Annotated in this window: 9 protein-coding genes and 1 pseudogene; 7 read left to right on the top strand and 3 right to left on the bottom strand. The window is 66.6% G+C overall.

The genetic code is table 11. From position 1 onward, the window contains the following. Together Y706_RS30005 and Y706_RS0103970 are read left to right on the top strand one after the other, a co-directional pair. Nucleotides 1-145, top strand: a pseudogene (locus Y706_RS30005) (TetR/AcrR family transcriptional regulator); the annotation flags it as partial. A gap of 75 nt (nucleotides 146-220) precedes the next feature. After that, the gene (locus Y706_RS0103970; protein ID WP_028275555.1) at nucleotides 221-2,401 is read left to right on the top strand and encodes an acyl-CoA dehydrogenase family protein; all 2,181 of its coding nucleotides are present in this window, start codon (nucleotides 221-223) and stop codon (nucleotides 2,399-2,401) included. Between the two features lie 109 nt (nucleotides 2,402-2,510). On the opposite strand, the gene glgA is transcribed toward Y706_RS0103970, so the two are convergent. Beyond that, a complete protein-coding gene (glgA, locus tag Y706_RS0103965) occupies nucleotides 2,511-3,716 on the bottom strand; it encodes a glycogen synthase (RefSeq protein WP_028275554.1) in 1,206 nt (401 codons plus the stop codon). Between the two features lie 96 nt (nucleotides 3,717-3,812). On the opposite strand from glgA, the gene glgC reads away from it, so the two are divergent. From glgC to Y706_RS0103950, 3 genes are all read left to right on the top strand, one after another. Next, the gene (glgC, locus tag Y706_RS0103960) at nucleotides 3,813-5,234 is read left to right on the top strand and encodes a glucose-1-phosphate adenylyltransferase (protein ID WP_173403051.1); all 1,422 of its coding nucleotides are present in this window, start codon (nucleotides 3,813-3,815) and stop codon (nucleotides 5,232-5,234) included. A gap of 61 nt (nucleotides 5,235-5,295) precedes the next feature. Then, nucleotides 5,296-6,804 carry an SDR family NAD(P)-dependent oxidoreductase gene (locus Y706_RS0103955; RefSeq protein ID WP_156945058.1) on the top strand — a complete coding sequence of 503 codons (1,509 nt, stop codon included), beginning with the start codon at nucleotides 5,296-5,298 and terminating at the stop codon, nucleotides 6,802-6,804. A gap of 96 nt (nucleotides 6,805-6,900) precedes the next feature. Continuing rightward, nucleotides 6,901-7,368 carry a pyridoxamine 5'-phosphate oxidase family protein gene (locus Y706_RS0103950; protein ID WP_028275551.1) on the top strand — a complete coding sequence of 156 codons (468 nt, stop codon included), beginning with the start codon at nucleotides 6,901-6,903 and terminating at the stop codon, nucleotides 7,366-7,368. A 23-nt stretch (nucleotides 7,369-7,391) separates the two neighbouring features. Here the strand turns inward: Y706_RS0103950 and Y706_RS0103945 are convergent, their stop codons facing one another. After that, entirely contained in the window at nucleotides 7,392-7,841 is a 450-nt protein-coding gene (locus Y706_RS0103945) for a universal stress protein (protein WP_028275550.1), read from the bottom strand. 302 nt (nucleotides 7,842-8,143) lie between these two features. Between Y706_RS0103945 and Y706_RS0103940 the strand changes: the two genes are divergently transcribed. Beyond that, nucleotides 8,144-8,875 (top strand): response regulator, encoded by a 732-nt coding sequence (locus Y706_RS0103940; protein WP_028275549.1) that lies wholly within the window; start codon nucleotides 8,144-8,146, stop codon nucleotides 8,873-8,875. 33 nt (nucleotides 8,876-8,908) lie between these two features. Here the strand turns inward: Y706_RS0103940 and Y706_RS0103935 are convergent, their stop codons facing one another. Continuing rightward, nucleotides 8,909-10,492: a GAF domain-containing sensor histidine kinase gene (locus tag Y706_RS0103935; RefSeq protein WP_084475906.1), complete on the bottom strand. Its 1,584-nt coding sequence runs from the start codon at nucleotides 10,490-10,492 to the stop codon at nucleotides 8,909-8,911. A 275-nt stretch (nucleotides 10,493-10,767) separates the two neighbouring features. On the opposite strand from Y706_RS0103935, the gene Y706_RS0103930 reads away from it, so the two are divergent. Then, nucleotides 10,768-11,265, top strand: a complete 498-nt coding sequence (locus Y706_RS0103930) for a pyridoxamine 5'-phosphate oxidase family protein (RefSeq protein WP_028275547.1) — start codon at nucleotides 10,768-10,770, stop codon at nucleotides 11,263-11,265. Nucleotides 11,266-11,368: the final 103 nt, after the last annotated feature.

Here is an 11,368-nt window from a genome sequence, read left to right as displayed (position 1 = left end):
ACCGGCCAAGCCCGGCCAGGAGGCCATGGCGCGGCAGATCACGGACTGGCTCTGCTTCGGCATCGCGCCCGAGCTGCAGGCACCTCGTCCCGAAGAAGCAGCACAAAAGGAACGAACGGACCCGGCAGGCCAGGGCGCGCCGTAGCAGCGGCACGCCGGCCCCCGCCCGCGAACTGAACTGTCAGCACTAAAGATTGTCAGAACCACAGAAGGAAACGACATGACTGAACTAGCCGACCGCACCACCGGCAACGCACCCCGCCGCCGGCCGCAACCACAACAGACGGCGGCAACCACGGCAGCCGGCCGTTCCGGCCAGCCCGGTTCCCCTGGGGCGCCCGCCGTCGACGTCGCGGCCCTTGGCGAACAGCTGCTCGGCAAGTGGGCCGACATCCGGCTGAAGTCCAGGGGCCTCGCCGGCCGCCCGGAACTGCACAAGATCGAGGGCCAGACCCACACAGAACACCGCCAACGCGTCTTCGGGCAGCTCAGGATCCTGGTGGACAATGGCGCCGTCCACCGCGCATTTCCGGAGTCCGTGGGCGGCTCCGATGACCACGGCGGCAACGTGGCCGGCTTCCAGGAACTGGTCATCGCCGACCCGTCGCTGCAGATCAAGGCCGGCGTGCAGTGGGGCCTGTTCGGCTCCGCAGTGAACCACCTCGGCACCGCGGAACACCACGAGAAATGGCTGCCCGGCATCATGAGCCTGGAGATCCCAGGCTGCTTCGCCATGACCGAGACCGGGCACGGCTCGGACGTGGCCAGCATTGCCACCACCGCCACCTACGACCCCGCCGCCGGAGAGTTCGTGGTCCACACACCGTTCCGGGCAGCGTGGAAGGACTACATCGGCAACGCCGCCACCGATGGCCTGGCCGCCGTCGTGTTCGCCCAACTGGTGACAAAGGGCGTCAACCACGGCGTGCACGCGTTCTACATGGACCTCCGGGACCCCGGGACCAAGGAGTTCCTGCCGGGCATCGGGGGCGAGGACGATGGGGTCAAGGGCGGCCTGAACGGCATCGACAACGGCCGGCTGCACTTCACGAACGTCCGGATCCCCCGCACCAACCTCCTGAACCGCTACGGCGACGTCGACCCCGAGGGCAACTACACGTCCCCCATCGCCAGCCCGGGCCGCCGCTTCTTCACCATGCTCGGCACGCTGGTCCAGGGCCGGGTCTCCCTCGACGGCGCTGCCGTGACGGCGTCGAAGCTTGCCCTGAAAACCGCCATCCAGTACGCCACCGAACGCCGGCAGTTCAATGCCTCCTCGCAGACCGACGAGGAAGTGCTGCTGGACTACCAGCGGCACCAGCGCCGGCTCTTCACCCGGCTGGCCACCACGTACGCCGCCAGCTTCGCCAGCGAGCAGCTGCTGCAGAAATTCGACGACGTCTTCTCCGGCCGCCACGACACCGACCAGGACCGCCAGGACCTCGAAACCCTGGCCGCGGCCCTGAAGCCGCTGAGCACCTGGCACGCCCTGGATACGCTGCAGGAATGCCGCGAGGCCTGCGGTGGTGCCGGATTCCTGATCGAGAACCGGTTCGCCTCGCTCCGCGCCGACCTCGACGTGTACGCCACGTTCGAAGGTGACAACACGGTCCTGCTGCAGCTGGTCGCCAAGCGCCTGCTGGCGGACTACGCCAAGGAATTCCGCACCGTCAACGTCGGCGTGCTGGCCCGCTATGTCGTGGGCCAGGCCACCGGTGCTGCGATCCACCGCACCGGACTGCGCGGCGTCGCCCAGTTCGTGGCCGACACCGGATCAGTACAGAAGGCAGCGCTGGCGATCAAGGACGAAGCAAGCCAGCGGACCCTGCTCACGGACCGCGTCCAGACCATGGTCGCGGAGGTTGCCACGGCCCTCAAGGGCGCCAACAAGCTCCCGCAGCAGCAGGGCGCCGCCTTGTTCAACGCCCACCAGCACGAACTCATCGAAGCCGCCCAGGCCCATGCGGAGCTGCTGCAGTGGGAGGCCTTTACCGAGGCCCTCGGCAAGGTGACAGACCCGGGCACGCACAAAGTCCTGACGTGGCTGCGCGATCTCTTCGGCCTGGCCCTGATCGAGAAGAACCTGTCCTGGTACCTCATGAACGGCAGGCTGTCGATGCAGCGCGGACGCACTGTGGGCGAATACATCAACCGCCTGCTCGTGAAGATCCGCCCGCACGCCCTGGACCTGGTGGACGCGTTCGGGTACGGCCCGGAGCACCTCCGCGCTGAGATCTCCACCGGCGCGGAGAAGGTCCGCCAGGACGAGGCCCGGGACTACTTCCGCAAGGAGCGGGCCAGCGGCCAGGCGCCCCTGGACGAAAAGATCCTGCTTGCCCGCGCCGTTCACGGCACAAAAGCTCACGGCACCAAAGCCCAGGGCACCAAAGCCCGCAGCTGACCCAGCCGAAATGCGACGACGGCGCCGCCCCCTCAGCCGGGGCGGCGCCGTCGTCGAAGTGCAGTGACGCTGAAGTGCAGTGACGCTGTGGTGCTGTTCCGTCGCGGGGTCAGGAGCCCTGCTGGAGCACCGAGCGGTAGACCTCGAGCGTGGTCTCCGTGATGGATTCCCAGGAGAAGTGCTCCTCGGCCCTGCGCCGGCCGGCTTCGCCCATGGCGCGCGCCCGGGCAGGATCAGACACCACTTCGATGAGGGCCTCGGCAAAGTCGGTGACGAACTTCTCCGGGTCCAGAGGGATTCCCGTGCCGTCCGTGACCTGCTCGATCGGAACAAGCAGTCCGGTCTTGCCGTGCTCGACGACCTCCGGGATACCGCCGGTGGCGCTGGCCACCACGGCGGCACCGCACGCCATCGCCTCAAGGTTGACGATGCCCAGCGGTTCGTAGATGGACGGGCACGCGAACGCGGTCGCGTGGCTGAGCACCTGAATGACCTCGTTGCGCGGCAGCATCCGCTCGATCAGGATCACGCCGCTGCGCTGGCTCTGCAGCTCCTCGATCAGGCGTGCTGTCTCGGCCGCCAGTTCCGGGGTGTCCGCGGCACCGAGACACAACACCAGCTGGACGTCGGCCGGGAGCTTGGCGGCGGCCCGCAACAGGTACGGCACGCCCTTCTGCCGGGTGTTCCGGCCCACAAAAACAACGCTGGGGCGCTCCGGATCGATTCCGAGCGGACGGATGATGTCATCAGCCTCGTCCCGGTTCCACTGGCTGACGTCAATGCCGTTGTGGACCACCTTGACCTTGGCCGGGTCAACGTCCGGATAGCTGCGCAGGATGTCCTGGCGCATGCCTTCCGAGACGGCGATGATGGCGGCGGCGGCCTCGTAGGCGGTCTTTTCCACCCAAGAGGACACCGCGTAGCCGCCACCAAGCTGCTCGGCCTTCCACGGGCGCAGCGGCTCCAGGCTGTGCGCGCTGAGCACATGCGGGATGCCGTGAAGCAGCGACGCGATGTGTCCGGCCATGTTGGCGTACCAGGTGTGGGAGTGAACCAGGTCCGCGCCGGCAATGTCCGGAACGATCCTCAGGTCCGCCCCGAGGGTCTGGATGGCGGCGTTTGCGGAGCCCAGGTCTTCAGGCACGGAATACGACGTGACAGTCGCTCCGTGGTACTCGGGCTCGCGGGGCGCGCCGAAGGCACGCACCTGAAGGTCCACGCGTTGGGCCAGCACTCGGCTGAGCTCGGCCACATGGACACCGGCGCCGCCATAAATTTCCGGCGGGAATTCTTTGGTCACAATATCTATTCGCACATGCACCAAGGTAGTCGTTACGGTGGAACTGATCTAGTGTGAAGACGTTCGGGCATGCCGGACTGTATTGGGGAGTAACGAAGGCGTTCAGGAGCTATCACCATGCCGCATCAAAAGAGAGTTTTGGCAATTGTCCTCGCAGGTGGCGAGGGAAACCGGCTCATGCCGTTGACGGCGGACCGGGCCAAGCCTGGTGTCCCGTTTGCCGGAAGCTACCGGCTCATTGACTTTGCCCTTTCAAATCTTGTGAATTCCCGCTATCTGCAAATTGTGGTGTTGACGCAATACAAGTCCCACAGCCTTGACCGGCACATTTCCGAAACGTGGCGGATGTCCACCCAGCTGGGCAACTATGTGGCCTCGGTTCCGGCTCAGCAGCGCGTCGGCAAGAGCTGGTTCCTCGGCAGCGCCAACGCCATTTATCAGTCGCTGAATCTCATTCACGACGCCAACCCCGACATCGTGGTCGTGGTCGGCGCAGACCACGTCTACCGGATGGACTTCTCCCAGATGGTGGAGCAGCACGTCGCGAGCGGGGCCAAGGCCACGGTCGCCGCGGTCCGCCAGCCGCTGCACATGGCGGACCAGTTCGGCGTGATCGAAACCGATGCGGACAACCCGGAGAAGATTGCCGCGTTCGTGGAGAAGCCGTCGTCAACGCCGGGCCTCGCGGCCGACCCCAGCCAGTTCCTGGCCTCCATGGGCAACTACGTCTTCGACGCCGATGCCCTTATCGAAGCCCTCCACGTTGACGCCGAGCGCCTCGATACCAAGCACGACATGGGCGGGGACATCATCCCGTACTTCGTCAACCAGGGCGAGGCCGGCGTCTACGACTTCACCCTTAACGACATTCCGGGCTCCACCGAACGGGACCGCACCTACTGGCGCGACGTCGGCACCATCGATTCTTTCTACGACGCCCACATGGACCTGATCTCCCCTGTTCCGGTCTTCAACCTCTACAACTCCGAGTGGCCGATCTACACCCGCCAGACAATCTCCCCGCCGGCCAAGTTTGTCCGCGGGAAGTCCAACACCGTGGGCACGGCCCTGGATTCCATCGTGGCCAGCGGCGTCGTCGTCTCCGGCGGCATCGTGGAAGGCTCCGTGCTCTCCAACGACGTCTACGTCGGCACCTCGAGCCGGGTCCTGGACTCGGTCCTGATGGACAAGGTCAACGTCGGCGAAGGCGCAGTCATCAAACGCGCCATCATCGACAAGAACGTCAAGGTGCCGGCCGGGGCCGCGATCGGGCTCGACCCCGAACTGGACCGCGCCCGCGGCTTCAAGGTCACCGACTCCGGAATCACGGTCCTGTCCAAGGGCCAGCACGTCCCGGACCCGAGCGACGCGGAACGGGCGCTCTCCGCGGCCAACCTGCGCCTGGTGCCCGACGCCGTCCGCACGGCCACCGAGAACTGGCCCGAACTGCGGGACTCCGTGGACAAGGTGGCCGAGGTCCAGGCCGCCGCTGTGGGCGCGGACGCACCGGTCAAGCAATCACCCACGGCATAGGCAGGCGGGGGCCCGGCAGGCACGTCCGGCCGGGCTCCCCGCACCCTGTAAAATTAGGGCAATGAGCTCCCCCGATCTGTCCTCCGACTTTCCCTCTGCCGAGCTTGGTCTAGCCGATCTTGGTCTTGCCGAGTTGACCCCGGAGGAAATCCAGGCCTGCCTGAAGGTACTGAACACGATCCACGCCTATGACGAGGAGCACCCGGACTACGTCTCAGTGCGCCGTGCCACCGGGAAAATGTTCAAGGCCGTCAAGCGCCACCGGCGGGTCAGCAAGCGCGATGAGATCGCCGAGGCGGACCGCGCCGTGATCGCACAGACGGCGACGGCGGCCCCCGACAGGATCGACGACGAGACGCGCGGCAACAAGCTCGCCACGTCCGCCACCGGGGAAATCGCCGGCCACCTGATCAGGTCCCGGCCGTGCTACATCTGCAAGCAGCACTACACCCAGGTGGATGCCTTCTACCACCAGCTGTGCCCCGAGTGCGCCCTGTTCAGCCACAGCAAGCGCGACGCCCGCACCGATCTGACCGGCCGCAGGGCCTTGCTGACCGGCGGCCGGGCGAAGATCGGCATGTACATCGCGCTCCGGCTCCTGCGGGACGGCGCACACACCACCATCACCACCCGGTTCCCGAAGGACGCCGCCCGCCGCTTCGCTGCGATGGAGGACAGCGCCGACTGGCTGCACCGGCTCCGGATCGTGGGCATCGACCTCCGCGACCCGTCCCAGGTGATGGCCCTGACGGATTCCCTTGACGCCGCAGGACCGCTGGACATCATCATCAACAACGCGGCCCAGACAGTGCGGCGCTCCGGCAACGCCTACAAGCCGCTCGTCGACGCCGAGGACGAGCCGCTGCCCGCCGCCCTCCAGGCTGCCAATGGGGGCCCGGAGCTCGTCACGTTCGGCCACGCCCACGACAAGCACCCGCTTGCCCTCGCCAGCAGCGTGCTCGACCATCCAGTGCTGGCCGGTGACGCGATCACGTCCCTGGCCCTGTCCACCGGGTCGGCGTCGCTGGAGCGGATTGCCTCCGGCACCGCGATCGATGCGGGCGGACTGGTCCCGGACCTCGCCAGCATCAACAGCTGGACCCAGGTGCTGGACGAGGTGGACCCGCTGGAGATGCTCGAAGTGCAGTTGTGCAACGTGACGGCTCCGTTCCTGCTGGTCAGCCGGCTGCGGGGCGCCATGAGACGCTCCACCGCGCGGCGGAAGTACATCGTCAATGTCAGCGCCATGGAAGGCCAGTTCTCCCGCGCCTACAAGGGCCCCGGACACCCGCACACGAACATGGCCAAGGCTGCGCTGAACATGATGACGCGAACGAGCGCCCAGGAAATGCTCGACGCCGACGGCATCCTCATGACAGCCGTGGACACCGGCTGGATCACGGACGAGCGCCCGCACTACACCAAAGTCCGCCTCATGGAAGAGGGCTTCCACGCGCCCCTGGACCTAGTTGACGGCGCCGCCCGCGTGTACGACCCCATCGTGATGGGCGAATCCGGCGAGGACCAGTACGGAGTGTTCCTCAAGGACTACAAGCCAAGTCCCTGGTGACCGGCACCGACGGGCCGCGGCATCCGTCACATACGTGTCCGCCGCGGGACCTATGGCCCTAATCGGGGTCCGGGGCGGCCCGTATCGTGGCTCGACATGGACTCAACCACGCCCTCGCCGGAATACTCGCTGACCATGGACCAGTGCTGGGCGCTGCTCGACACCGAAGTCGTGGGGCGCGTGGCGCTGATCGTAGACAACCATCCGGAGATCTTCCCGGTAAATTTCGTCCTCGAACGGCGGGCGATAGCCTTCCGCACCGCCGGCGGCACGAAGCTGTGGGGCGCGATCACAGGCAAGCCGGTTGCATTCGAGATCGACGGCTACGAGGCCCGCGACGAGACGGCCTGGAGCGTGATGGCGCGGGGGGAAGCCGAGGTCATCGAGAGCCAGGAGGAGAAGGACGAAATTGACTCCCTGCTCCTGGAGCCCTGGCAGCCCGGCGAGAAGGCCTACTACGTGCGTGTGGCTCCCAAAGCCCTGACCGGACGACGCTTCAAGGTCAACCGGCCCGACGTGTGGAGCACCCGGCTCTCGGATCCGCGCCGGGCCACGTTCGAATAGAATCCTCCGGCAGGATTGCGGCGTCAGCCGTGTTCTGGCGAGTGGACCACCAACACCGGGCAATGCGCATGTGCCACACAGGCGGAACTCACCGATCCGAGCAACAGCCCACCGAATCCGCCGTGGCCGCGGCGGCCCAGCACGAGCATGTCCGCGGCTTTGCTCTCCTCGATTAGCACGCGGCGGGGGTGCCCCTGGATGAGGCGGGCCTCGACGTTGTCCGGGGTGTCCGGTCCGAAAGCCTTCGCCACCGCCTCGGCCAGGATTTGGCCGGCCCGGACGTCGAAGTCGTCGATGCCGACGGCGACATAGCCGTCGTACACCGGCGGGTAGTCCCAGCACGCCAGCGCGACGACCTTGGCGGCCAGGGGCACCGCGAGGCCCTGCGCATGCCGCAACGCGGACACCGAAGCGTCCGAGCCGTCAACGCCTACTACGATCAAGCGGACGTCCCTGACTTCGTTCATTGCCATCCTTTGCCTCGTACCGGCCGAGCCTCCCGCGCCAGATGGCGACGCTCCCATGATTTCCTTCGCCCGGCCAGGCGCCTAGGGCCAAAAGGCATGCTCGCACCCCGGCCGGCGGGCGACCCGGAAGCGCTCCGGGCAACGGGCCGGAGGCGGCCTGTTGGGCACTATGACCCTTGTCCGCGCCGCCCCAGTGCACAAGAATGGCAGAGGCTGGGGTCAGCAGATGAAAGACAGCATCTCGTTACAAGAATCAGCGTGTTACTAAGAACATCGAGCGGCCCCGCAAGCGGCCGGACGGGAGAATCATGATTGCCTGGGCAGACGCAGGTCTCACTGCACCTGATGGCGGGCAGGCGGTGATCCGAGTCTTTATCCTTGATGACCACGAACTTGTCAGGCGCGGGCTGCAGGAGCTTCTCGAAGGCGAGGGGTTTGCCGTCGTCGGCAGTTCCGGATCCGCGGTGGAGGCGACCCGGCGGATTCCCGCACTGCATCCTGATGTCTGTGTGCTGGACGCCCGCCTGCCGGACGGAACCGGCATCGAGGTCTGCCGGGACGTGAGGTCGGTGGACCCGTCCTTGAACTGCATCATCCTGACGAGCTTCGACGACGAACAGGCCTTGCGCGGCGCCGTCCTGGCCGGGGCAAGCGGATACGTGCTGAAGGAGATCGGCGGCACTGACCTGATCGGCGCCCTGCGGCGGGCAGCAGCGGGCGAGTCCCTCTTCGAGGAGGGCGTGGCCGCCGGCGTCGTGGACAGCCTGGTGGAGGCCGAAGAGGTCGACCCGCGCACGTCCTCCCTCACGCCCCAGGAACGCAAGGTCCTGGAGCTGGTGGGCGGCGGACTGACCAACCGGCAGATTGCCGCCGAAATGTTCCTGGCGGAAAAGACCGTCAAGAACTATGTGTCGTCCCTGCTGGCCAAGCTTGGATTCGAACGCCGCACGCAGGCCGCCGTCTTCATCGCCAGCCCGGCATTTCCGGCGGCCGCCGTCGGGAGAACCGGCGAAGTAATCCGGCCCCGCAGCGTCGGGTAGGCTCCGCGGAAACCGGACCTTCGGGCGTGCTGGCTAAAGCGGCACCGACCATTCCAGGCTGGTACCGGAGTCGGGCGCGCTCGTGATGGTGCATTCGCCGTCGAGCATGCGCGCCCGGTCCTCGAGGTTGCTTAGCCCGTTGCGTTTTGAGGGTTGGGCGAATCCGGCGCCGTTGTCGCTGATCACCACCGTCACCCGGCCCCTGACGACCGCAACCGAGACCGAGATTGTATCCGCCCCGGAGTGCCGGATGGCGTTGCTGAGCCCCTCGGAAACCACGGCCACGACATTGTCGGCCTTGTCCGGTGTCACAGCATCCACGGGTCCCGTAATGGTCAGGCGCGGCGGGAACGGCATGGACTTCGACGAACTGCGCGTGACACGACGGATCCGGCCGCTCAGCAGTTCGATCTCGCCTGTGTTGCTCTTGAGCGAGTAAATGGTGTCGCGCAGACTGCGGATCGCCTCGTCGAGTTCGCCGGTGATGTTGCGGATGCGCTCAAGCGCCAGATCCTCCTTGGTGAAACGGGTCAGGCTCTGCACGCTCAGCCCGGCGGCGAACAGCCGTTGAATGACGAGGTCATGCAGGTCCCGGGCGATCCTGTCGCGGTCGGTGAAGACCAGAAGCTCCTCGCGCAGCCGGTGCACCCGGGCCAGTTCCAAGGCGAGGGCCACGTGGGAGCCGAAGACGGCCCCCATTTCGATGTCGGTCCGGGCGTAGCGCACCGACTCCTTGTCCCGTGCCAGCAGCAGGAGGCCATGGTGGGCACCCTGGGTACTCAGCGCCACTGCCAGCAGCGGGCCAGTGACTGCGCCGTCGACCTCCCCCAACACTTCGGATGCGTCGTCGAACAGCACCGGCTCGCCGCCTTCGAGGACACCTTCCAGGAGCTCTGAGTCCAGATGCAGTGACCGTCCCGAAAACGCGGTGCCACGCTCACCGGCAACGCCGATCACCACGTGGGCCACGCCATTGGCGGCGGGTGCCACCAGCAGGGCGAGTGAGGACGCGGACTCCTGGAGCGCCCGGCCCGCTATCGGGTCCAGGCCGCCCGAGGTGTAGTCGCGGTCCGTGCTCAGCATCAGCCCGGAGACGTCCATGCAGGCCTCCAGCCAGCGTGCCCGGCGGCGGGCGTCGTCGTAGAGCCGGGCATTTTCGATGGCGACGCCGGCCGCCGCCGCCAAGGCGACGGCCAGGGCCTCGTCTTCGGCGGAAAAGTCCTCCCCGCCTTCTTTTTCCGTGAGGTAGAGGTTGCCGAACACCACGTCCCGGACGCGGACCGGGACCCCCAGGAAGGACCCCATGGGAGGGTGGTGCGCGGGGAATCCGTAGGCCTCGGGATGCTTGCTCAGTTCATGCAACCGGAGCGGCAACGGGTCCGTAATGAGGAGGCCAAGGACGCCGTGGCCGGTCGGCAGCGGACCGATTTGCCGTGCCAGCTGGCCATCGATGCCCACAGTGATGAAGTGGCTCAACTCGTGGTCATCACCGATGACGCCAAGGGCGCCGAACCGGGCATGCAACAACCGGCACGCTGATTCGACCACGCGCTCCAGGACAGCATCCAGGCTCAGGTCCTCGGCCAGGGCGACGACGGCTTCCAGCAGGCCGGCCATGCGTTCCTTGGATTGAAGCAGCTCTTCCGCCCGTGCGCCGAACCCCTTCAGTAGCTCCTCAACTACGGGATTTGGCTCGGACACGGTATGGCCTGAGCCCTCACCCGTTGAATGCATGTCATTGCCCCCAGTTCGTTCCGGCCAATGTAGACGCTGACGGCCCTCTGCCAGAATAGCGCGAACGACTCAGGAAAGCCTCAGAATTCGGAGATTAACCCGGCGGCTGGGTCCATTTGCCCTAGCCGCCGTCAGCCCGGCCGCGTACGCTCGCCGGCATGAGCACTGAATCGAGCCCGGGCCGTCACGAGCCAAAGGACCAGACCCACGCTGTCGAAGACCTCGACCACCACGAATGCTGGCGGCTGTTGCGCAGCGTCTCCGTCGGCAGGCTGGCGGTCTGGGTGGACGACCACCCCGATATCTTCCCGATCAACTACAAAGTGGACCACGGCACGCTGGTGTTCCGGACCGCGGAGGGCACCAAGCTGCAGGCGGCCACCGGCGGCACGCCGGTGGCGCTGGAGGCCGACGGCATCAACGCGGACACCGGAGTCGCCTGGAGCGTCGTCATCAAGGGCCAGGCCGCGCCGGTGCAGAACCCCCAGGAAGTCATGGACACCGTGGGTCTGTTGCTGTTCCCGTGGCAGGCCGGAAAGAAGGAACATTTCGTCCGGATTACGCCGGAGACCGTTACGGGCCGGCGGTTCAAGGTGGTGCCGCCCCAGACCTGGTGGACCCCGTTGGACGACGCCACGCGCTCCGGTCTCGAATAACCCGCGTCCCCCAAAAAAACACCTCTTGCGCTTTCAGATCGGGCTGCCCTGAGGGCTTCAGGGCAGCCCGATCTGATATCGCAACGCGGGGGGCGCGGCGTGC

Origin of the sequence: Arthrobacter sp. I3, assembly GCF_000520575.1 — a bacterium.
GTDB classification, from domain to species: Bacteria; Actinomycetota; Actinomycetes; order Actinomycetales; family Micrococcaceae; genus Arthrobacter; species Arthrobacter humicola_A.
Note: the sequence above shows the minus strand (reverse complement) of the source record. Positions and strands in the feature narration are given on the sequence as shown.

Bases quoted from the DNA above. Each gene is read 5' to 3' on its own strand.
- Y706_RS0103955 (WP_156945058.1), top strand. From the start codon at position 5,296: ATGAGCTCCCCCGATCTGTCCTCCGACTTTCCCTCTGCCGAGCTTGGT.
- Y706_RS0103940 (WP_028275549.1), top strand. From the start codon at position 8,144: ATGATTGCCTGGGCAGACGCAGGTCTCACTGCACCTGATGGCGGGCAG.
- Y706_RS0103945 (WP_028275550.1), bottom strand. From the start codon at position 7,841: ATGGCAATGAACGAAGTCAGGGACGTCCGCTTGATCGTAGTAGGCGTT.
- Y706_RS0103930 (WP_028275547.1), top strand. From the start codon at position 10,768: ATGAGCACTGAATCGAGCCCGGGCCGTCACGAGCCAAAGGACCAGACC.
- Y706_RS0103970 (WP_028275555.1), top strand. From the start codon at position 221: ATGACTGAACTAGCCGACCGCACCACCGGCAACGCACCCCGCCGCCGG.
- Y706_RS0103950 (WP_028275551.1), top strand. From the start codon at position 6,901: ATGGACTCAACCACGCCCTCGCCGGAATACTCGCTGACCATGGACCAG.
- Y706_RS0103935 (WP_084475906.1), bottom strand. From the start codon at position 10,492: ATGGCCGGCCTGCTGGAAGCCGTCGTCGCCCTGGCCGAGGACCTGAGC.